The organism is Aeromonas oralensis, assembly GCF_049665575.1.
Taxonomy (GTDB): Bacteria; Pseudomonadota; Gammaproteobacteria; order Enterobacterales; family Aeromonadaceae; genus Aeromonas; species Aeromonas hydrophila.
Map to the genome: position 1 here is coordinate 3832752 of NZ_CP187186.1, position 22302 is coordinate 3855053.

19 protein-coding genes and 2 pseudogenes are annotated in these 22302 nt (G+C 58.8%); 13 read left to right on the top strand and 8 right to left on the bottom strand.

The window, feature by feature from the left end; all coding sequences use genetic code 11:
- Positions 1–3: 3 nt before the first annotated feature.
- From cysN to ACPDZI_RS17760, 3 genes and pseudogenes are all read right to left on the bottom strand, one after another.
- Positions 4–1443, bottom strand: a complete 1440-nt coding sequence (gene cysN / locus ACPDZI_RS17750) for a sulfate adenylyltransferase subunit CysN (RefSeq protein ID WP_438833563.1) — start codon at positions 1441–1443, stop codon at positions 4–6.
- A 24-nt stretch (positions 1444–1467) separates the two neighbouring features.
- Positions 1468–2376: a sulfate adenylyltransferase subunit CysD gene (gene cysD, locus ACPDZI_RS17755; protein ID WP_016351912.1), complete on the bottom strand. Its 909-nt coding sequence runs from the start codon at positions 2374–2376 to the stop codon at positions 1468–1470.
- 224 nt (positions 2377–2600) lie between these two features.
- Positions 2601–3896: pseudogene (locus tag ACPDZI_RS17760) on the bottom strand (uroporphyrinogen-III C-methyltransferase); the annotation flags it as partial.
- 197 nt (positions 3897–4093) lie between these two features.
- On the opposite strand from ACPDZI_RS17760, the gene ACPDZI_RS17765 reads away from it, so the two are divergent.
- The gene (locus ACPDZI_RS17765) at positions 4094–5014 is read left to right on the top strand and encodes an SPFH domain-containing protein (RefSeq protein WP_011707311.1); all 921 of its coding nucleotides are present in this window, start codon (positions 4094–4096) and stop codon (positions 5012–5014) included.
- Positions 5011–5466, top strand: coding sequence for an NfeD family protein (locus tag ACPDZI_RS17770; protein ID WP_011707312.1), 456 nt, complete (start codon positions 5011–5013; stop codon positions 5464–5466). The genes ACPDZI_RS17765 and ACPDZI_RS17770 overlap by 4 nt, the downstream gene beginning before the upstream one ends.
- A gap of 82 nt (positions 5467–5548) precedes the next feature.
- Here the strand turns inward: ACPDZI_RS17770 and ACPDZI_RS17775 are convergent, their stop codons facing one another.
- On the bottom strand, positions 5549–5959 hold the full coding sequence (locus ACPDZI_RS17775; protein WP_011707313.1) for a CBS domain-containing protein: 411 nt from the start codon (positions 5957–5959) through the stop codon (positions 5549–5551).
- Positions 5960–6111: 152 nt separating this feature from the next.
- On the opposite strand from ACPDZI_RS17775, the gene ACPDZI_RS17780 reads away from it, so the two are divergent.
- The 11 genes and pseudogenes from ACPDZI_RS17780 to ACPDZI_RS17830 all read left to right on the top strand — a co-directional run bounded on the left by ACPDZI_RS17780 (position 6112) and on the right by ACPDZI_RS17830 (position 16738).
- Entirely contained in the window at positions 6112–8022 is a 1911-nt protein-coding gene (locus tag ACPDZI_RS17780; RefSeq protein ID WP_323934742.1) for an ABC transporter ATP-binding protein, read from the top strand.
- Positions 8015–8476 (top strand): DUF2390 domain-containing protein, encoded by a 462-nt coding sequence (locus ACPDZI_RS17785; protein WP_016351916.1) that lies wholly within the window; start codon positions 8015–8017, stop codon positions 8474–8476. The genes ACPDZI_RS17780 and ACPDZI_RS17785 overlap by 8 nt, the downstream gene beginning before the upstream one ends.
- Positions 8470–9323, top strand: a pseudogene (locus tag ACPDZI_RS17790) (23S rRNA (adenine(2030)-N(6))-methyltransferase RlmJ). The gene ACPDZI_RS17785 and the pseudogene ACPDZI_RS17790 overlap by 7 nt, the downstream one beginning before the upstream one ends.
- A 714-nt stretch (positions 9324–10037) precedes the next feature.
- On the top strand, positions 10038–10367 hold the full coding sequence (locus tag ACPDZI_RS17795) for a hypothetical protein (protein WP_215783444.1): 330 nt from the start codon (positions 10038–10040) through the stop codon (positions 10365–10367).
- A 2-nt stretch (positions 10368–10369) separates the two neighbouring features.
- Positions 10370–11383, top strand: coding sequence for a Shedu immune nuclease family protein (locus ACPDZI_RS17800; protein ID WP_044800749.1), 1014 nt, complete (start codon positions 10370–10372; stop codon positions 11381–11383).
- 402 nt (positions 11384–11785) lie between these two features.
- Complete coding sequence (locus tag ACPDZI_RS17805) at positions 11786–12148, top strand: DUF2061 domain-containing protein (RefSeq protein WP_270831825.1); 363 nt, start codon at positions 11786–11788, stop codon at positions 12146–12148.
- A 331-nt stretch (positions 12149–12479) separates the two neighbouring features.
- Positions 12480–12914, top strand: coding sequence for a VOC family protein (locus ACPDZI_RS17810; protein WP_438833565.1), 435 nt, complete (start codon positions 12480–12482; stop codon positions 12912–12914).
- Positions 12915–13299: 385 nt separating this feature from the next.
- A complete protein-coding gene (locus tag ACPDZI_RS17815; protein ID WP_438833566.1) occupies positions 13300–14334 on the top strand; it encodes a hypothetical protein in 1035 nt (344 codons plus the stop codon).
- A 178-nt stretch (positions 14335–14512) separates the two neighbouring features.
- Positions 14513–14971, top strand: coding sequence for a hypothetical protein (locus ACPDZI_RS17820; protein ID WP_207137329.1), 459 nt, complete (start codon positions 14513–14515; stop codon positions 14969–14971).
- A 678-nt stretch (positions 14972–15649) separates the two neighbouring features.
- Complete coding sequence (locus ACPDZI_RS17825; protein ID WP_324040080.1) at positions 15650–16081, top strand: MerR family transcriptional regulator; 432 nt, start codon at positions 15650–15652, stop codon at positions 16079–16081.
- Between the two features lie 54 nt (positions 16082–16135).
- Positions 16136–16738 (top strand): NAD(P)H-dependent oxidoreductase, encoded by a 603-nt coding sequence (locus ACPDZI_RS17830; protein WP_324040081.1) that lies wholly within the window; start codon positions 16136–16138, stop codon positions 16736–16738.
- Positions 16739–16783: 45 nt separating this feature from the next.
- On the opposite strand, the gene putP is transcribed toward ACPDZI_RS17830, so the two are convergent.
- The 4 genes from putP to ACPDZI_RS17850 all read right to left on the bottom strand — a co-directional run bounded on the left by putP (position 16784) and on the right by ACPDZI_RS17850 (position 22279).
- Positions 16784–18301 carry a sodium/proline symporter PutP gene (putP, locus tag ACPDZI_RS17835; protein ID WP_438833567.1) on the bottom strand — a complete coding sequence of 506 codons (1518 nt, stop codon included), beginning with the start codon at positions 18299–18301 and terminating at the stop codon, positions 16784–16786.
- A 289-nt stretch (positions 18302–18590) separates the two neighbouring features.
- Positions 18591–19517, bottom strand: coding sequence for a L,D-transpeptidase family protein (locus tag ACPDZI_RS17840; protein ID WP_016351926.1), 927 nt, complete (start codon positions 19515–19517; stop codon positions 18591–18593).
- 187 nt (positions 19518–19704) lie between these two features.
- The gene (locus ACPDZI_RS17845) at positions 19705–20946 is read right to left on the bottom strand and encodes a mechanosensitive ion channel family protein (RefSeq protein ID WP_438833568.1); all 1242 of its coding nucleotides are present in this window, start codon (positions 20944–20946) and stop codon (positions 19705–19707) included.
- 133 nt (positions 20947–21079) lie between these two features.
- Positions 21080–22279 (bottom strand): acetate kinase, encoded by a 1200-nt coding sequence (locus tag ACPDZI_RS17850; protein ID WP_043160403.1) that lies wholly within the window; start codon positions 22277–22279, stop codon positions 21080–21082.
- Between the last annotated feature and the right edge of the window lie 23 nt (positions 22280–22302).

Here is a 22302-nt window from a genome sequence, read left to right on the forward strand (position 1 = left end):
GGCTTATTCCTTGCTTGCGTCGTTGCTGATGGTCAGCGCCTGCCAGTGGGGGAAGTGCTTGCGCACCAGGGCGTTGAGCTCCACTTCGAACTCGCTGTAGTGCCCTGTTGCCACTGTCGCGGCCAAGCCCTCCACTATCATGCCGGCACCGACGGTGACGTTGGTCAGCCGGTCGATCAGGATGAAGCTGCCGGTATCGCGGATCTCCTGATACGGGTCGAACGCCACCGGGTCGGTCAGGCTCAGCTCGCACAGACCGATCTCGTTGAGCTTGAGTTCGCTCGCATCCAGCTCATCGAGCTTGTTGATCTCGATGCGGTGGCGGATGGCCTCCACCTGGCCACGGCTCTTCTTGGTGGCCAGCTTGACGTCGTAGACCCGGCCCGGTTGCAGGGACTCCTCCCCCATCCAGACGATGTGAGCCAGCACATTCTGGGTCACCAGCGGCTTTCTGGCGGCATCCACCAGCAGGTCGCCCCGGCTGATGTCGATCTCGTCCGCGAAGGTGACCGTGATGGCCTGACCCGGCAGGGCGTAGTCCAGATCGCCGTCGAAGGTGACGATGCGAGTCACCGTGCTCTCTTTGCCGGACGGCAGCACCGCCAGCTTGTCGCCGACCCGCAGGATGCCGGAGGCCAAGGTGCCTGCGAAGCCGCGAAAATCGAGGTTGGGGCGATTCACATACTGCACCGGCAGGCGCACTGGGTGACGCTCCAGCTCGCGCTCTGCATTTTGTATCACATCGGCAGACTCCAGCAATGAGAGCAGGGCTTCACCCTGATACCAGGCCAGCTTGTCGCTTGGGTTGACCACGTTGTCACCGTCCAGCGCCGAGACCGGCACGATATGGATGGTGTCGACGCTGAGCTTCTTGGCGAATTCGCGATACTCCAAGCTGATGCGCTCGAACACCTCCTGACTGAACTCCACCAGATCCATCTTGTTGACCGCTACCACGAACTGCTTGATGCCAAGCAGGCTCGCGATAAAGCTGTGGCGTCGGGTCTGATCCAGCACCCCCTTGCGGGCGTCGATCAGGATGATGGCCAGATCGCAGGTGGAGGCGCCGGTGGCCATGTTGCGGGTGTACTGCTCGTGGCCCGGGGTGTCCGAGATGATAAATTTGCGCTTGGCGGTGGAGAAATAGCGGTAGGCCACGTCGATGGTGATGCCCTGCTCGCGCTCCGCCTGCAGGCCGTCCACCAGCAGGGCCAGGTCCAGCTTCTCGCCGGTGGTGCCGAGCTTCTGGCTGTCGGACTCCAGCGCTTTGAGCTGATCTTCATAAATCTGCTGGGAGTCGTGCAGCAGGCGGCCGATGAGGGTGCTCTTGCCGTCGTCCACGCTGCCGCAGGTGAGAAAGCGCAGCAGGCTCTTGTGTTGCTGGGCGTGCAGGTAGGCTTCAATGCCCTGTTCGCTGATGGCGGTCTGAATGTGGTTGTTCATGTTGCGATTCCTTAGAACATTTTTTTAGAAATAGCCCTGACGCTTCTTCTGCTCCATGGAGCCGGCCTGATCGTGGTCGATGAGCCGCCCTTGCCGCTCGCTCGAGGTGGTGAGCAGCATCTCTTCGATGATCTCCGGCAGGGTGGTGGCAGCGGATTCGATGGCACCGGTCAGCGGGTAGCAGCCGAGGGTACGGAAGCGCACCAGCTCCTGCTTCACCTCATCTTCCGGGCCGATGGGCATGCGCTCGTCATCCACCATGATCTTGATGCCGTTGCGCTCCACCACCGGGCGATGGGCCGCAAAGTAGAGCGGCACTATGTCGATGTTCTCGAGGTAGATGTATTGCCAGATGTCCAGCTCGGTCCAGTTGGAGAGCGGGAACACCCGGATGCTCTCCCCCTTGTTGACCTGGCTGTTGTAGACGCGCCACAGCTCCGGACGCTGGTTTTTCGGATCCCAGCGGTGGGACTTGTCGCGGAAGGAGTAGACCCGCTCCTTGGCGCGGGATTTCTCCTCGTCGCGGCGGGCACCACCGAAGGCGGCGTCGAAGCCGTATTTGTTGAGCGCCTGCTTGAGCCCCTCGGTCTTCATGATGTCGGTGTGCTTGCCGCTGCCGTGCACGAAGGGGTTGATGCCCATGGCAAGGCCATCCGGGTTCTTGTGGACGATCAGATCCAGCCCGTACTTCCTGGCGGTCTCATCGCGAAACTTGATCATCTCCTTGAACTTCCAGTCGGTGTCGACGTGCAGCAAGGGGAACGGGATCTTGCCCGGATAGAAGGCCTTGCGGGCCAGGTGCAGCATGACGGAGGAGTCCTTGCCGATGGAGTACATCATCACCGGGTTTTCAAATTCGGCAGCCACCTCGCGGATGATGTGGATGCTCTCGGCTTCCAGCTGCTGCAAGTGGGTCAGTCTTTCACGGTCCATGTCTGGGTCCTCGGTTCATTGCTAACGCGCCAGGTCAGGGCGCGGTGTTGGTTCAGGTCGGTGCCGCCATGGCCGCACCGTCAAATCGATGGATGTCGCCGCCGGCGCTCAGGCCAGGTTCACCAGCTTGAGGTCGCAGGCGCCCTGCTGTTGCCCCTCGCCAAACCAGGCGAGCCGCTCGCGCAGGGCCACCACTTCGCCGATGACGATAAGTGACGGGCTCACCGCCTGCTGGGCCAGTTCGGCCAGCTCCGCCAAGGTGCCGGTCAGCACCCGCTGGCGGGCGGTGGTGCCGCGCTCGATGATGGCGATGGGAGTAGCGCTGCTGCGGCCATGGCTCACCAGCTGCTGGCGGATATGCTCGGAGCGCATCAGCCCCATGTAGATAACCAGGGTCTGGCTGGTAGCGGCGAGCTGCTGCCAGTCGGGCTCCTTGCCATCGTTCTGACAGTGGCCAGTGATAAAGACGGCGCTCTGGGCATGGTCGCGGTGAGTGAGCGGAATACCGGCATAGGCGGTGGCACCGGCGGCGGCCGTGATGCCGGGCACCACCGAGAAGGGGATGCCCTCCTCGGCCAGCACTTCCAGCTCCTCGCCGCCACGGCCGAACATAAAGGGGTCGCCCCCTTGAGCCGCACCACCCGGTTGCCCGCCCTGGCGTATTCCACCAGCAGGCGATTGGTCTCCTCCTGCGGCACGCTGTGGGCGCCGGCCTTCTTGCCGACCGACACCAGGGTGGCATCGCGGCGCACCAGGTCGAGGATCTCGGCAGAGACCAGCTGGTCGTAGAGCACCACTTCGGCCTGCTGAATTTGTTGCAGCGCCTTGAGGGTCAATAGACCCGGATCACCGGGGCCCGCGCCGACCAGCACCACCTCGCCCACTTCGCTTGTCGCCTGGTCGAGGCCATCGTTCAGCCACTGCTCGGCCCCCTGCCAATCCTCTTTCTCAATCAGACCGGCCAGGGTGTTGGAGGCAAAGGCGCGCTCCCAGAAGCGGCGACGGTCGGAGATCGAAGAGAGCACCCGCTTGGCCTGGTCGCGCACCCGGCCGGAGAGCTCGGCCAGCCCACCGAGATGGCGCGGCAGCAGGCTCTCCAGACGCTCGCGCAACAGGCGCACCAGCACCGGCGCCTTGCCGCCGCTGGAGACGGCCACCATGATGGGGCTGCGATCGATGATGGAAGGGAAGATGAAGCTGGAGCGCTTGGGGTCGTCCACCACGTTGACGAACAGACCGAGCTGGTTGGCGCTCTGATAGACTAGGGCGTTGACCTCGAGATCGTCGGTCGCAGCCACCACCAGGATCTGGCCGGCCAAGTGGGCCGGGGTGAAGCGCTCCGCCAGATGGGTGAAGCGATCGGTAAATTGATGGAAGTCGGGTTCCAGCTCGGGGGAGACGATGGTCAGCCTGGCACCGGCCGCCAGCAGCAGGCGCGCCTTGCGCAGGGCCACTTCGCCCCCTCCCACCAGCAGCACCGGGCGACCGTCCAATTTGGCAAACATCGGCAAATAATCCATTTCGGCCCATCCCTCGGAACACGACTAATATGGGGCGACTATAGGCAGGGCTGCTTATCCCTCAAAATAATAAAAAATGCTTTTTAATGCATTTTAGTAATTAACAAAGCCGTATGATGACAAAGGCGAAGCAAGGCGCTTGTGGTGCCAGGCGCAAGGCCATAGGCTAGTGAAAGTGTTTCATAAGGAGCTTAATAATGAATGAGTCATTGATTGTGCTGGGGATCTTCGTGTTTCTGGTGCTCGCGACCCTGAGCGCCGGCATCAAGATAGTGCCGCAGGGCTACAACTGGACCGTGGAGCGCTTCGGCCGCTACACCCGCACCCTGGTGCCGGGCCTCAACCTGCTGATCCCCTATGTGGACAGGGTCGGCCACAAGATCATCATGATGGAACAGGTGCTGGACATCCCGGCGCAGGAGGTGATCTCCCGTGACAACGCCAACGTCACCATCGATGCCATCAGCTTCGTGCAGGTGGTGGACGCCCGCAAAGCCGGCTATGAAGTCAACGATCTCACCAGCGCCATCCGCAATCTCACCATGACCAACATGCGCACCGTGCTCGGCGCCATGGAGCTGGACGAGATGCTCTCCCAGCGCGACACCATCAACGAGAAGCTGCTGCGCACCATGGATGCCGCCACCGCCCCCTGGGGCATCAAGGTGACCCGCATCGAGATCAAAGATGTACGTCCGCCGCTGGCACTGGTTGAAGCCATGAACGCCCAGATGAAGGCCGAGCGCCAGAAACGGGCCGAGGTACTGGAAGCCGAAGGGGTGCGCCAGTCCAAGATCCTGAAAGCGGAAGGGGAGAAGCAGTCCCAGATCCTCAAGGCCGAAGGTGAACGTCAAGCCGCCTTCCTCGCCGCCGAAGCGCGCGAGCGGGCCGCCGAAGCGGAAGCCAAGGCGACCCACATGGTCTCCAAGGCCATCGCCGAAGGGGATCTGCAGGCCATCAACTACTTCGTGGCCCAGAAATACACCGAGGCACTGGCCCGCATCGGCGAAGGCCCCAACAGCAAGGTGGTGATGATGCCGCTGGAGGCGGGCAGCCTGATCGGCGCAGTGGCCGGCATGGCCGAGCTGTTCAAGGATGGTAAGGGCGGCAAATCATGACAGCCCTGTTCGAGGGGCTGACCCACTGGCACTGGCTGGGGCTCGGCTTCGCGCTGCTGGCCATCGAGGTGCTGGGCTCGGTGGGCTTTCTGCTCTGGACCGGCATCGCCGCGCTGGAAGTGGGCCTGCTGCTGCTGGTCTGGCCCTTCGGCTGGCAGGCGCAACTGCTGCTGTTTGGCCTGCAATCCCTGCTCACCACTTGGGCCTGGTGGCGCTGGCAGCATCGCCGGGATCGCTCCAGCCGGGATGCCGCCGCCCCCATCAACGAGCGGATGCAGGGCTATCTTGGCCGCGAGCTGGTGCTGCTGGATGACGTGACTCAGGGGATGAGCCGGGTACACCTGGACGACACCGCCTGGACGGTGCGCTGCAACCAGCCACTGAGCGCCGGCAGCAAGGTGCGGGTGACGGGGCATGACTCCCATATCCTGCTGGTGGAACCGCTGCCCTGACACAGGGGCAAGGCGCCATGACCGCCAACGACAAAGGGCTCCTCGGAGCCCTTTTCGCTGTCTTGTAAGCTGTGCTGGCGGGCTAAAAAGCGTCGCTGTCGAGGGCGGCGCGCAGCAGATCCTTCCAGCTGATGATGCCGACCAGGGCGCCGTTTTCCAGCACCGGCAGGCAGGAGACGTTCTTCTCCAGCATCATCTTGACCCCGTCCCGCACCGTGAGCTGGGGGGCGATGGTGATGGGGTGGCGGCTCATGATCTGGTGGGCGCGCCGGTTGAGGGTCTCGGTGTCGCGGCTCATCTCGGCCTCGGAGTCCAGATAGGGGCTGATGGCGCGGAACAGATCCCGATCCGAAATGACCCCTACCAGCTCCTCCTCTTCCAGCACCAGCAGGTGGCGAAAGTGAGCCTGCTCGAAGATCTCCTTGATGACATTGAGCCTGTCATCCATGGAAACGGTGGCGACCCGGGTCGTCATGATGTCCCTGATAAGCATGCTAACCTCCCCAACCCTGACTGATTGCTCTGTTATGGCATGTTTTTGCCCCCCAGCCAGTGGTTGCCCCCCGCCTCAAGTGCAAATCTGCGCCGTTTCACGTAAGATCCGCGCCAGTTTTTCTCCTCCATTTGAGCCAAGCAGACCAATCCATGATAGTTGCCAGTCAAATCGAACTGATCCGCGGCGGCCGCAAGCTGCTGGACAACGCATCCGCCACCATTCATCCCGGCCACAAGGTGGGTCTGGTGGGCAAGAACGGCTGTGGCAAGTCCACCTTTTTTGCACTGGTACGGGGCGAGCTGGCCATCGACAGCGGCACCTTCAGCCTGCCCGCCGGCTGGCAGATTGCGGGCGTGGCGCAGGAGACCCCGGCGCTGGACTGCTCCGCCCTCGACTACGTGATCGACGGCGACAAGGAGTTCCGCGCGCTGGAGGCCCAGCTGGCCCAGGCCGAGCAGGATGACAACGGGCTGCTGGTGGCCGAGCTGCATGGCAAGCTCGACACCATAGGCGCCTACAGCATTCGTGCCCGCGCCGCCGAACTGCTGCACGGCCTCGGTTTCAGCGACGAGCAGCTGAGTTCGCCGGTGCGCAGCTTCTCCGGTGGCTGGCGCATGCGCCTGAACCTCGCCCAGGCGCTGCTCTGCCGCTCCGATCTGCTGTTGCTCGATGAACCGACCAACCACCTGGATCTAGATGCCGTCATCTGGCTGGAGAAGTGGCTCAAGGCCTATCAGGGCACGCTGGTGCTGATCTCCCATGACCGCGACTTCCTCGATTCGGTCATCAGCCGCATCATCCATATCGAGAACGGCAAGCTCAACGAATACACCGGCGGCTACTCCGACTTCGAACTGCAGCGCGCCGAACACCTGGCCCAGCAGCAATCCATGTACGAGAAGCAGCAGCGCGAGATGTCCCACATGCAGGCGTATGTGGACCGCTTCCGCTACAAGGCTTCCAAGGCCCGCCAGGCCCAGAGCCGGCTCAAAGCGATGGAGCGGATGGAGAAGATCCTGCCCGCCCACGCCGACTCCGAGTTCAGCTTCGAGTTTCGCGAGCCGTCGGCCCTGCCGACTCCGCTGATTGCCATGGAGAACCTCAGCGCCGGTTATGGCGACAAGGTGATCCTGGAGAAGATCAAACTCAACCTGGTGCCGGGTTCGCGCATCGGCCTGCTCGGTCGCAACGGCGCCGGCAAATCCACCTTCATCAAGATGCTCTCGGGCTCCAACCCGCCGCTCTCCGGCAAGCTCGAGGTGAGCGCCGGGGTCAGCATCGGCTACTTCGCCCAGCATCAGCTGGAGACCCTGCGCCTGGACGACTCGCCCCTCGATCACCTGGTGCGCCTCGCGCCGGACAAGACCGAGCAGGAGCTGCGCAACTATCTGGGCAGCTTCGGCTTTCACGGTGACAAGGCGCTCGACAAGGTGGCCCCCTTCTCCGGCGGCGAGAAGGCGCGGCTGGTGCTGGCCCTCATCACCTGGCAAAAGCCCAACCTCTTGCTGTTGGATGAACCGACCAACCACCTGGATCTGGAGATGCGCCACGCCCTGACCATGGCGCTGCAAGGCTTCGAGGGCGCCATGGTGGTGGTCTCCCACGACCGGCACCTGCTGCGTACCACCACAGATGACTTCTATCTGGTGCACGGTGGCCGGGTCGAGCCGTTCGACGGCGATCTGGACGACTACCACAAGTGGCTCGGCGAGCAGGAGAAAGAGGCCAACGCCAAACCGGACGATGGCCCGGTCTCCGCCAACTCGGCGGTGGCGCGCAAGGATCAGAAGCGGCGCGAGGCGGAGTTCCGGCAAGCGACACGGCCGCTGCGCCAGAAGCTGGAAAAGCTCGAAACCAGCATGGAGAAACTGCAGGCCAAGCTGGCCGCGGTGGAAGATCAGCTGGCCGATCCCGCCATCTACGAAGAGAGCGCCAAGCAGAAGCTCTCCGAGCTGCTCAAGTCCCAGGGCCCCATCAAGGAGGAGCTGGAAGGGGTGGAGCTGGAGTGGATGAGCCTCAGTGAGGAGCTGGAAACCATGGAGCAGGCCTTCCTTGCGTGACGAACAGCTGATGGCGAGCGAGCGGATCGCCGCCCACGAACTGCCGGGCCCGCTCGACTTCTGGCAGTGGAGCGGCGAGGTGTACGGTGCGCGCAGCCAGGACTGGCTCAGCGTGCAGGCGCAGGGGGGCAACGTCAATCTGGCCCTGTTGCTGCACCGGCTGGATCAGTGCGGGATCCCGGTCGATCTGACCGACCTGCAACCGGCGCTGGTGCAGACCGAAGCGGTGCTCGGCCCCTGGCGCACCCTGCGTTCGAGCGCCAAGGCGCGGCTCGGCGAGCAGGAGTATCAGGCCATGCTGGCCCATGAGCTAGAGCTGGAGCGGCTGCAACAAGGGGTCCTGCTGCAGACTCTGCGCAGCCTCACCCTGTTTCGCGGCAACAGCCGCAACCTGTTGAACTATCTATTGTTACTGGGGGCCCAGCAGGGCCCCCTCAGAGACCTAATATGCTGAGTTATCGCCACGCCTTTCACGCCGGCAACCATGCCGACGTGCTGAAACACGCCGTTCAGGCCCTGATCATCGAGTCCCTCAAGAAGAAGGAGAAACCCTTCATCGTGCTGGACACCCATGCCGGTGGCGGTCTCTACGACCTGCGCGGCGACTGGTCCCAGAAGAAGGCGGAATACGCCGACGGCATCGACCGGCTGTGGGACGAGCGGGCCCAGTGGTCCACCATGGCCCCCTATCTCGGCGTCATCGAGGAGATGAACCAGAACGGTGAGCTGCACTACTACCCCGGCTCGCCGGAGCTGTCGCGTCGCCTCGCCCGCGAGCAGGACAAGCTGGCGCTGATGGAGCTGCATAACAACGAGGTGGAAGACCTGCGCGCCAACATGGGTTACGACCCTCGCGTCGCCGTGCACCATAGGGACGGCTTCGAGGGACTGGTGGCCCTGCTGCCGCCCACGCCGCGCCGCGGCCTGGTATTGATCGACCCGCCCTATGAGCTGAAGGAAGATTACTTCGCGGTAGTCGATACCCTGAAAAAGGCGCAAAAACGCTGGGCCACCGGCATCTATGCCCTCTGGTATCCCATTCTGGGGGAAGAGGCGGACAAGTCCCGCGACATGCTGCGCGCCATCAAGCGCGAGAACTTCGGCAACGTCCTGGTGGCCGAGCTGGAAGTGGCCGGCCAGACCAAAGATTGGGGCATGAACGGATCAGGCATGCTGATAGTGAGCCCCCCTGGCTGCTGGACGAGCAGATTGAAGCCTTCCTCAAACCGTTGTGTGCCAAGCTGGCCCAGGGCGCCGGCGCCCAGTACAAGGTCGAGTGGCTCAACAAGGTTGAAGCGTAAGCTCGTATCAACCCGCTCTGGCGCCCGGTCAACGCGCCAGCAAGTCGCTCACCCAAGCCGTTCACCGTGGCGGCATGGCCAGCAAAGAGAAGCCCCGTTCAGGGGCTTTTTGTTTTTTACCCGCTACCGCTTTACCCACTAACTGTTTTCCTCACCAATGGCAGCACCCGCTCCATCTGCACACCAGATCAGTCGTTATTGACTAATTAGTCGATCCAGATCAGAAATCGGCCATCTGGTCCTTTCCCTCCGCCTACCCGCCGCTAATATACCCGATTGGCAACAAAGCCTCGTAGGAGTCACCCCATGAGCCATGCCAACCCCATCCCGTTGGTTAAACGCAGCAGACTGGAGGCTGAAATTCAGGGGCGGTAGCCATACCGGATGGAATGGGTAAGCGAACGTTGCCTACGACCCACTCAACATAGTGACAGCCTTATGCTGATTTCTGACCTGTTCATGCAGGCGTGCTTTGACGGCGCTTTCCACGACTGCGCTGAGCACTGATTTTTCATACAGTAGTAACGGTGGCGCAAAAAGAGGAAGTCAAGCGAATACGCCCAGCACGAGAAGCAAGCTGGTAATGTGTTGATTTAATGATAATTTTTACTTGGCGGCAGTGAGAATGTTACGGAGTTATATGGAATCCTCTGCTAACGGATTAGTGCCGCCTTCTATCTAATCACTGTTAGACCCTCACCAAAGGAGATACCAATGTCACTCGATGTAATCCGTTCAGCAATTGAACAAAAGAAGCCAATTGCGTTTGAATATAACAAGCCGGGAAAGACCCCTGGCAGACGAATTGGGAATCCTCATGCAGTTTGGGTCATGCGGAAAAAGGATGGAACGGAGAGCACAAAGGTGCACATTGTTCAGGTAGGTGGCGTCACTGATAGCGGCCAAGAATTTCCCAGTTTCAGAATGTTTGATTTAGGTGAGATATCACACGCTACGGTAGAGGTCGATTCCCCTACTTTTGAGGTTGACGAAAATTATAACCCTGAATGGGATGGCTACACATTCATAATCGCGAAAGTGTAGTCATGTCTGTTGATCATTCCTATGTCATTGCAAACGATGGCACTAGCGATGTGCGCGTCAACATTTCAGGGCTAGATGCAGATGAACGCAATAAGGAAGAGCTTGCTGCCCATCTGTATGCGACATGCTCCAAAACTGGAACCTCGAAATTTACGTGCTCACTGTCTATTGACCAGTTGTCTGGGCTGTACGCCTTTCTAGGTCAGTACGAAATGATCAAGGAGCAGTCAAAGAGAAAATCCGGTACTTTCGTTCAAGTTGCGAAGGGTAACGAAGAGTTGATTGCTATCCTGCAAGCATCGAATCACGAACAGGTTATCCCGGCATTACGTGCAGTAGTGAAGGAGAACCTGTCCGATGATGACTTAAATACTATTTTGGGGCGACGAGAAGCGTGGGATAAATTCAATCAAATGCTGAACGATGATCCACCGCATACAGAACCAGAATATCAGCAGTTTTTGGAACAGAATGACTGGATACTTGGATATGGCTTACGCTATTGCTACCTGTCCATCCTTCAAAGGGAATGCCGTGTTTCAGGTACCGATCTTGACGGGGGCAATTCCGTCATCTCTGACTTCTTGCTTTCAGACACGCGGTTCACAAAACTAGTTGAACTGAAACGACCCGACACCCCGTTATTCAAGAATAAACAAAATCGCTCAGAATCATGGCAGCTTAGTGACGACTTAACCCATGCGGTTAGCCAAATTCTAAGCCAGAAGGCTCAATGGCAAATTGAATCCACAGGCAACTGCTTCACGGGAGATGGGAAAAGGATAACTGAAAAAACTCATGATGTAGACTGCATACTTGTCATTGGCACTAGTGGGCAATTTGCTGGCGATAATAAGGAGGCCGAAATCAAAACATCAACCTTTGAATTGTACAGGCGCAATATGCGCAATATTGAAATAATCCTCTATGATGAATTACGAGAAAGGGCCAAGTTTATCGTGGATGGGTCTAACAAGGCGATTCAGGCGGACGCCTCCGGCGCCGCTGATCTTTGACGTTACAATTTTTGAGGAAGTCATGATCAAAATAACAGATGAGTTAAATTCAGTCTTAGAGGCACAAATCTGGGACACCCACCTTTTTGAGCAAGGCGTAGCATAGCCCGAACCCAAAAGATGGGTGTCCAAGGTCTTCTGTACAGGGTCGAGTGGCTCAACAAGGTCGCAGAGTAATAGCGGCCCTGTGCCAGGGTAGACAGAAAAGCGAAGCCCCGTCACGGGGCTTCCTGTTTTTATCCGGCCTGCCCGAAATGCTGGCACACCGCGAGCCTGCTTCACGACAGTGCGGAGGCACTTTTCCTTTGATAGGTTTTCCCTATCCGGGCAATAGATGAGAATGGTTTTCATTTAGTCTCATTTTGGCGGATACTCTCATCATCAACAGAGGGAGCCGCCATCATGAAAAAGACCATCAGCTTTGCCATCCTGCACTTCGGTGTCGCCTTTACCGTGGCCTACCTGCTGACCGGTGAGCTTCTGACCGCCAGCCTGATCGCCCTGATCGAGCCCGCCGTCAACACGGTCGCCTTCTACTTTCATGACCTTGGCTGGCACAAGCTCAAACCAAATCACAGCCTGCAGGCCAAGACCAGCAGCTTCGCGGTGGTCCACTTCTCGGTGGCCTTCGGTGTGGCCTTCCTGCTGAGCGGCGAGCTGCTCACCGGCGGCGTGATGGCGATGATCGAGCCTGCCATCAACACTGTGGTGTTCTTCTTCCACGAGCGGCTGTGGCGCGCCCGCCAGCCACTGGCACTGGCCTGAGGGAGGGGCAACTGCCCTTCCCCACACCTGAACAAGCCTCTCTCCCCCGGCAAGGGCCCCCCCTGCCGTACTGACCAATTTGTTGATCCCGCCCCAACATTTATCACCTCGCCCTTCCCCTGCGCCTCTCTCTCGCTACCATACCCGAATGGCAACCCAAGCCTCGTCGGAGTCACCCATGAGCCCTCTCCGCCATCCCCGTTGGTTACAAAGCAGCAGACTGGAGGCTGAAATTCAGGGGCGGTAGCCATGCCATCGGCTTGCCAACTCCTGCCGATCACAGCGAGGGGTGGCCGGCGACTCATCCACAACATGCAAAGCAAGGTGGTGTATGGAAACACAAACATTGCATCGCGGTCGGCTGATCGACCATCTCCAGCTGGTGGTGAAAGACCTGGCCGCCAGCCAGCGCTTTTATACGGCCGCACTGGCCGCACTCGACATTCCCATAGGCGGCACCGGTGAGGGCTACTTCTGGGCAGACGAACTGTTTGTCACCGCCATCGACAGCCCGGCGGCGCTGGGGGCATTGACCGGCCGCCACCACCTCGCCTTTCAGGCACAAGACAGGGCCATGGTGGATCGCTTCTATCAGGCAGCGCTGGCCCACGGCGGCCAGGACAACGGCGCCCCCGGCGAGCGGATCTATCACCCCGGCTATTACGCCGCCTTTGTGCTCGACCCGGACGGCAATAATATCGAAGCGGTTTATCACGGCGAGGCAAGGCGCAGCGAAAAATCGGTGGAAATTCGATTTGATAAATAGAATGGGATACCAGTAATTTAAAAGATCCAATATTTTCCATACACAATAAACATGTTCTACCTAAACTTAAAAGAGAACTCTAACCTTCATTATTCACTAGTATCTATGAATATTATTTAAGTGACAGGGTGGTTTGTTCTTAAATAATAAAGCTCTGCATCATGATGCATTATCAATGTATATTTTCAAAACCTAATAAATTTGCTTTCCATAAGAATTTATTTACATCCACCATCACAGGAGCACAACAACCTTTTTCTCTTATATAAAATAATCAATATGGCACGAATGAATAACAGAACCTCGCTACATAAATATCCTTTAAATTTAAAAACCTAACAAAAATATAGCGCCATCCACTAACTTATAATATCAGGATGAAAAATTGAGACCAATAGCACAAATTAAGAAGAGTCGAAATGAACTTTCACTTCTATTAGTTACAGCGATTATATTTTCGCTTGGGATAAACTTATTATCCACATCTATTTATGAATTAATAGGGTACATGCCTATTTCTTTTTTTTCGGCTACAGTTGTATTAATCATTGCCTTCTACTTAGCAGACAAGCTTTTGGGAGCTGGCCAGTATAGGAAAATAAATTTACCAGGAGCTGTCGCATTCATCATCAAGGACGATGAAATCATAAAAAAACCCATCTACAGCTATGAATTCAATGATGATTTCATAGAGTATCTTGTTGGCTTTCTAAATGAAAACATGGCCTACAAAAAAGCATTCATAAAAACAAATAGCGATGAAATAAAAAAAGCAAACACATTAAACTTAGATCAAGTAGATTACTACAGCATAATGAACAGCGTTTGTGAATTAATGTTTCTAAAACAACTAGACTACCATTTAAACTCATACTTTGTAGAAAATGAAATAGAAAGTAACAAAATCAAATGCCTTGAACGAAGTGATCTAGGAAGTAATATTTTAAAAAATAGAGTGATCGATTTAATCACAAAAGATATGTGTGAGCGAGAAGCATTTATTAATGATGGGGATGACCCTGATGAAGGGGTCGTATACTCTCATTCCGGTGGAAAAAATGGAGCTATTTATGAGCGAATCAGCTTAGAACTCCCTCCTGGATGTTCGTTAGATAGAAATGAAAAAGGGTACTTGGTAATAAATAGCAAAATATTTAAAATGACCTTTCGCCCTAAATTTGAGGGATTCGCAACATTCATTTCCCCTGAACTAACGAAGTATGATGATGAATATTACAGCCCCCTTTTTATGAGTGCGTACCTAGATTTAGAAGTAAAAAATAGAATGTGGGTGTCTCATGACGAGATAGAACTTTATGAATGGCTTGATTCATTTTTGATAAAAATCGAGGAATATTTCTCAAGCGTACAACTGGAACAACGAGTAAACTTGACTTTGCTTAGGGCTCTTCGCTCATAAAAATTATTTATAGCTCACAGGTTCGAATAGTACAGCATATTCTGACAATTATAAATAACTCGACCCAAAAAATCCGTGCTACCCACCATCTCGATAGCAGATTTTCCTGATATGGTGGGAGTCTTCTGTCAGTCACTGGTTAATCTTTCGTAATATTTCCATCCAACTGGAATAAGTAATGAAATACCTATTAAATTGGAAGCACCCATTGCTATCAATGAGCAAGCGGTTCTTTATATTTATCACATTGATGTTTGCAGGGGGTGTTGTACTCTCCACATACAAAACGCAACTCAACATGGAGTTGGGCGTCTGGCTCTTTTACCAATATCTGGAAATACTGCTGGCAGCCTTCGCTGTATTGTTCATGATGGCGCAAGCCTCCAGATTGTTTTCCGTCGAATTGAGATCTGAGGATGTAATAGGTAGAAACCGATTTTTCCGAAAAGTATCCATACCATATACCGAGATGGTGGGGGTCAGCATGGGAAAAGTGCTTATAGTCGATTGCATGGTCATTCGAACCAACAGCCTCAAACGTATTTACGCCCCTTTTGATCTGGACGGTTTCCAAGATCTTTCGGATAAAATCGACGCCAGATTAAAGCATCGCAAAGCATCAAGGAGTGATTCGTAACCTCTGGAATTTTGCTCGGTACCGATGTTGGTGTTCAGTTCACAGGTGCGAATAGCTCAGCGTATTCAAACTATCGTCTATAACCCAGCCACGACATAAACAAGGGTCGGGAAATCCCCTTGGGGAGCCCATTTCGGCCACCAGGTGGTCCTGCCTGGCTCGCCAGAGTCACTATAAATGGAATTTATGGGTTCTCCGTGGATGACCACATTTTCTCTTATAGTGGCGATCACCAATCCACCAGCGCCTGTTGCGGCCCCATCACGGGTCAGCTCGGCCATATCCCGCCCCTACGACACACCTCACTGCGCCGCAGACAGGCAGGGTATTGTTTCCCCCTGAAAGCCGCCGAGCCGAGTTCAACGGGTCAGGAGCGCCGTCATGGACGACGGCGCAGCCGCAGGCGGCGCAGGGATGTGCCGTGTGCGGCGATCCGTCCGACCCGATGAAGGAGGCTAGGGAATCCGCGAAGCGGACGGCTTGCCGGGGGAAAAGACCTGTGGTGACTTTGGGTCTTTCCAAAGTCACTCGCCCCGGCCCTCGCATTCTATGGGGCAAAGCCACATCCAGAGCGCTGCTGTGCAATGCACTGCGCCGACAGCTCCTCCATGGGGATTCTCTCCCGCCAGCCACTGACCTATAGTGGGCACCTCTCAAACCACCTTTGCGAGCAGCACCATGTTTATCGGCGAATTTGCCCGGCTGGCGGGCACCACCCCAAAGGCTGTCCGCCTCTATGAGCAGCTCGGGCTGCTGCCCGAGCCCAGGCGGAGCGGCAGTTATCGCGTCTACCGGGCCGAGGATCTGGAGTGGGTCGGTTTTATCCGCGAGGCCCAGCGGCTTGGCTGCAAGCTCGGGGAGCTGGTTCCCTTGCTCGCGGGCGTCACCAGCCTCGACCACTTCCCCTGGCAAAAGGTGGAGCAGCTTATCGCGGACAAGCTGGCACAGATCGAGGCGGAGGTCGCCAAGCTGCAACGCCAGCATCAAGGGCTGAGCCAGTGCGCCATGCTGCTCGCGCAGCACACCTGCCGCTATGGCGCTCCGGTCCAGCACGACCCCGACGAGCAGGGTCATCCCGCAACAACGGATCGGGGGCACAAGGTGGCTTGACTCTGTCCCATGGGACAAGGGGTGTAATGGGGGCTCACTTCAAGGAGCCATACCATGACCCCCAACCTGCTTGTTCTCAACGGCAATCCCAAACCCGACAGTTTCTGCCATGCCCTGGCCCGCGAGTATGCTCGCAGCGCCGAGGAGGCTGGCGCAGAGGTCACTCTGCTGCACGTGGGTGAGCTCGCTTTCGAGCCGGACTTGCGCCATGGCTATGACCTTATGCCACCGCTGGAGCCGGATCTGCTGGCGTTGCAGCAGAGCCTGACTGCCGCTCATCATCTGGTGATAGTCTCACCCCTCTGGTGGGGTGGCATGCCGGCCCGTCTCAAGGGCCTGCTGGATCGCACCCTGCTCTCCGGCTTCGCCTTTCAATATGTCAAGGGCAAGGCCCAGCCACTGCGCCTGCTCGCAGGCAAAACGGCGCGGCTGCTGCTCACCATGGACAGCCCAGTCTGGTACTACCGCTGGTGGCTGGGGGAGCCCGCCTCGCGGATCCTCGACAAGCAGGTACTGGGGTTGTGCGGCATCCAGCTGACCCACCGCCAGCATCTGGGGCCCATGCATACAGCCAACAATCAGGACAGGGCCCGCTGGCTGACACGCACCGGTGCGGCGGCCCGCGCCGATGTACACCGGCTAAATCGTCGTCCATAAAAAAGCCCCGCGATGCGGGGCTTTTTGTTATCGGCAGTAGCCAACTCAGTTGACTGCAACCGGCTGACCCAGCGCATCCGGCGGGGTCTGGAACTCGCGCTCGGCGTCGTCGAAGCGCTCCAGCATGGCCTTGGAGGGGGCCTTGTCCAGCAGGCTGAACACCACGATGGAGAGTCCGGAGAAGAGGAAGCCAGGGATGATTTCATAGAGCCCCAGCCAGCCGAACTGCTTCCAGACGATGACGGTCAGGGCGCCCATCAGCATGCCCGCCAGGGCGCCGTTGCGGGTCATCCGCGACCAGAGCACGGAGAGCAGCACCACGGGGCCGAAGGCGGCACCAAAGCCGGCCCAGGCGTAGCTCACCAGCCCCAGCACCCGGTTCTCCGGGTTCATGGCAACGGCGATGGCGATGAGCGCGATCACCAGCACCATGGCACGACCGACCCACACCAGCTCCTGCTGGGAGGCGTTCTTGCGCAGGAACGGCTTGTAGAGATCCTCGGTGATGGCGCTGGAGCAGACCAGCAGCTGGCAACTGAGGGTACTCATCACCGCCGCCAGGATGGCGGAGAGCAGCACGCCGGCGATCCAGGGGTTGAACAGGATCTTGGAGAGTTCGATGAAGACCCGCTCCGGGTTGCTGGTGACGCCGGCGGCCTGTTCGGTGAAGGTGGAGAAGTAGGCCAAGCCGAAGAAGCCGATGGCCACGGCGCCGCCGAGGCACAGCAACATCCAGGTCATGCTGATGCGGCGGGCATTGGCCATGGAGTGGTGGGAATCCGCCGCCATGAAGCGCGCCAGGATGTGGGGCTGACCGAAGTAGCCCAGGCCCCAGGCCATCAGCGAGATTATGGCGATGAAGTCCAGGTTCTTGAACATGTCGAGGTTGCTGGCGTTCTGCGCCGCCACCTGCACCATGGCGGTGTCGATGCCGCCCACCGCGATGATGACGAACACAGGGGTGAGGATCAGGGCGAAGATCATCAGGGTGGCCTGCACCGTATCGGTCCAGCTCACCGCGAGGAAGCCGCCGAAGAAGGTATAGGTGATGGTGGCCGCGGCGCCGACCCAGAGGGCGGTGTCATAGCTCATGCCGAAGGTGCTCTCGAACAGGCGGGCACCGGCCACCACGCCGGAGGCGCAGTAGATGGTGAAGAACAGCAGGATCACCAGGGCGGAGAGGATGCGCAGCACCCGGCTCTTGTCCTCGAAGCGGTAGGTGAAGTAGTCCGGCAGGGTCAGGGCGTTGCGGTTCTTCTCGGTATGCACCCGCAGCCGGCCGGCGACCCAGCGCCAGTTGAGATAGGCCCCCAGGGTGAGGCCGATGGCGATCCAGCTCTCGGAAATGCCGCCGATGAAGACGGCGCCCGGCAGGCCCATCAGGAGCCAACCGCTCATGTCGGAGGCGCCAGCGGAGAGGGCGGTCACCCAGCTCCCCATCCGGCGGCCGCCGAGAATGTAGTCGTCAAAGTTGCGGGTGGCGCGATAGGCGATAAAGCCGATCAGGACCATCCCGAGGATGTACACCAGAAAGGTGATGAGCATGGGTGTGCTGGCTGTCATTCAAAACTCCGTTATGTGACGTGTGTACCCGTTCTGACGACGGGCTCTTCCTTAAAAAAACCGCCCTAGCTTAATCAGCAGATCCCATGACCTCAACCTTTTTTAACAAACATAAAACACAATATAAACGTTTCATCTTTAACCAACAGACCAGCTTTGCCCCGTTACACCAGATTTTATCCTGACGCAGCAACTGCTTATCCGCCGGGCACTAGCAGTGGCACAGCCCTGCCACGGCCGCAAAAAAAAAGCCCCGACCAGAGGTCGGGGCCATGTCGGCAAGCGCCAATCAGCGATTGATCGCGATCGGCATGCCGCTGCGCTGCTCCAGCGCCTGCTTGACCAGCTGGGAGTCGCTGTCGGCATGGGCGATGAAGCGGGTCACCGCCGGGGTCATCGGCAGCGGTGCAGGCAGGCTGGAGTTGAACTCCTCCTGATTGCGGGAGAGCGGCTGATGCACTTCCAGGTAGCGGCGACCATCCGGCTCGACGCTGGCCTTGATCGGCTGGTTGACGAACTGGACGCGGGTACCGACCGGTACCTTCTTGAACAGGTACTCGATGTCGTCGTTGCGCAGGCGCACGCAGCCGTGGCTCACCCGCAGGCCGATGCCGAACTGGGCGTTGGTGCCGTGGATGGCGTACATCTTGCCGATGTAGAGCGCGAACAGCCCCATGGGGTTGTCCGGGCCGGCCGGCCACACTGCCGGCAGGCTCTCGCCACGGGCGGCATATTCGGCATGCATCTTGGCGGTGGGGGTCCAGGTCGGGCCCGCCTTCTTGCGCTGCACGCTGGTCACCCAGTTTTCCGGGGTGTCGGTACCGAGCTGGCCGATGCCGATGGGCAGCACTTCCACCACCTTCTTGCCTTTCGGGTAGTAGTAGAGGCGCATCTCGGCCACGTTCAGCACGATGCCTTCACGGGGCGCATCCGGCAGGATCAGCTGGTGCGGCACGATCAGCTTCTCGCCGGTCTGCAGCAGCAGGGGATCCGCCTTGGGGTTGGCCTCCAGCATGTTGGTCAGCCCCAGCTGGAATTTGGCGGCAGCGGCCTCCAGCGGCTGGCCGTTTTCTTCGGCCGGGACCACGTATTCCAGATTTTCACCCACCAGGCGGCTGTTGGCCGCAGGCAGGGCATATTCAACAGCGAGCGCAGGCGCGGCGCCCAAGAGGAGGCTGCAGCACAGCGCGGCCGCAGTAGTGTGAAGGAGCTTCATAACTTTCCTGTAATGGATGACGTGGTTCAAGACTCTGGGCTGACCCGGGAGCGGCGGGCGATCCAGGGGGCGAAGAGAAGGCCGCCATTTTTCTCCTCTGCCGGGCAAATTTCAACTGACAAGTGGCGGCGGGTCAGCGATTAATATCGCTTTTTTTATCCGCCGCCAGCCCCTGCCGGTCGGTGGTTTATCCCTTTTGCCAGGCGCGCATATCGTAACCTGTGGGAGATTGATGCAACCGCAGATGAAATTGCTCAATGATGGCAAAGATGTGGTCGAAAATGTCGGCCTGGATCCCTTCGTAATCGGCCCAGGCGGTAGTCGCCGTGAAGCAGTAGATCTCCAGCGGCAGGCCGTCCGAGGTCGGTGCCAGCTGGCGCACCATCAGGGTCATGTCCTTGCGAATGCCGGGGTGGGCGCGCAGGTAGGCGTCCAGATAGGCGCGCAGGGTGCCGAGGTTGGTGAGGTGGCGGCCGTTGATAGGGCAGCTGATGGCGTCGCTCAACTGCTGGTTGTAAGCGCTCAGCTCCTGCTCCTTGCGGCTCAGATAGGGCGCCAGCAGCTGGGCCTGCTTGAGCTGCAGCTGCTCGTCCGCCGTCAGGAAGCGCACGCTGGTCATGTCGATGTTGACGCTGCGCTTGATGCGCCGGCCACCCGACTCCGTCATCCCCTGCCAGTTCTTGAAGGAATCCGAGATCAGGGCATAGGTGGGGATGGTGGTGATGGTCTTGTCCCAGTTCGACACCTTGACCGTGGTGAGACCAATGTCGGTCACCTCGCCGTCGGCGCCGTACTTGTCCATCTGCAGCCAGTCACCGACGCTCAGCATGCGGTTGGCAGAGAGCTGGATCCCCGCCACCAGCCCGAGGATGGGGTCCTTGAACACCAACATCAGCACTGCGGTCATGGCACCCAGACCGCTGAACAGGAACAGCGGCGACTTGCCGAGCAGCAGGGCGATCATCAGGATGCCCACCAGGATGCTGCCCACCAGCTTCACCCCCTGGAAGATACCGCGCAGGGGCAGATCCCGCCCGAGCCGGGTATAGCGGCTCACCGACAGCATGCAGTCGAGCAGGGCAAACAGGGAGAGCAGCAGGAACAGCAGGATCCAGAACTGGGCCACCATCTCGATCAGTTGCAGGCTATCGGAGTTGCGCGGCAGCCAGATCTCGGCCTGACCGAGCAGCACAGCCCCCTGCAGCACGAAGGCGAGCCGGTAGAACAATCGCTGCTGCAACTGGGGCGGCAGCCACACCTGCTTGGTCTTGCCGAGCACCCCCACCAGCCGCACCAGCAGCACCCGGTGCAGCAGCATGTGCAGCAGCAGCGAGGTGAGCACGATAAAGCCCAGAGCGATCACCAGCCCCATCATGCCGGTTACCTCCAGCCCGAGCCCGGCCAGCCAGCGAAAAAACATCTCCTTCATCCCATCCTCCTGTGCGTGAAACTGCGGTCAGGGTACGTATCTGCCACCCCATGTCAAATGACAGCCGGCGCCACGGCCGCCACAAACGACAACGCCCGGCAGGGGCCGGGCGTTGTCTGGGAGCGAGGGGGCGTTAGCCGACCAGGCTCAGGGCATCGCGGGCGATGACCAGCTCTTCGTTGGTGGGCATCACCAGCGCCAAGCGGCTGCCTTCGGCCGTGATGGGGCCTTCACCACCCAGCACCGCGGCGTTGTTGGCTTCCTTGTCGATCTTGAAGCCGAACAGGGCCAGACGGGCCAGCACCATCTCGCGCACCATGGCGGCGTTTTCACCGATGCCGCCGGTGAACACCAGGGCGTCCAGACGACCATCCATGGCGGCAGCGTAGGCGCCGACATACTTGGCCACCCGGTAGGTGAACACGTCCAGCGCGCGCTTGGCACCGGCGTCGGTGGCGTAGTTGGTGGTGACGTAGCGGCAGTCGCTGCTCGCCTCGGTCATGCCCAGCAGGCCGGACTCGCGGGTCAGGGTGTGGTTGATCTGCTCCACGCTGTAACCGAGCTGGTCGTGCATGAAGAAGACCACGGCCGGGTCTATGTCGCCGGAGCGGGTGCCCATCGCCAGCCCTTCCAGCGGGGTCAGGCCCATGGAGGTGTCGACGGATTCGCCGCCACGGATGGCGCAGACGGAGGCGCCGTTACCCAGGTGGCAGTTGATGATGTTGAGCTCGGAGAGCGGCTTGCCCAGCGCCTTGGCGGTCTCTTCGGCGATGAAGCGGTGGGAGGTGCCGTGGGCGCCGTAACGACGGATGCCGTTCTCTTTGTAGAGCTTGTAGGGCAGCGCGTAGAGGTAGGCTTCCTCAGGCAGGGTCTGGTGGAAGGCGGTGTCGAACACGGCCACGTTCTTCTCTGCCAGCGCCGGGAACACCTTGAGTGCGGCACGGATGCCGATCAGGTGCGCCGGGTTGTGCAGGGGAGCGAACGGAATGGCGGCTTCGATGCCGGCAATCACGCCGTCATCGATGCGAACGGAACGGGAGAACTGCTCGCCACCGTGCACGATGCGGTGACCGATGGCCACCAGCTGCTCGGCCAGGGTCGGATCCTGCGGCAGGATGTGACCCACGATGTGGTCGAGGGCCTCCTGGTGCGCGGCGCCCGCGCCCAGCATGGCTTCGCCCTTGACCCCGTGGAGTTTCCATTTGATACGTGCATCATCCAGATTGAAGCATTCGGCCAGGCCGGACAGCATGTCCTCACCTGTTTCGGCGTCCATTACGGCAAATTTCAGGGAAGAGCTACCGCAGTTAAGGATCAATACCAACTTGCTCATGTTCTACATCTTCCTGTGCTTCG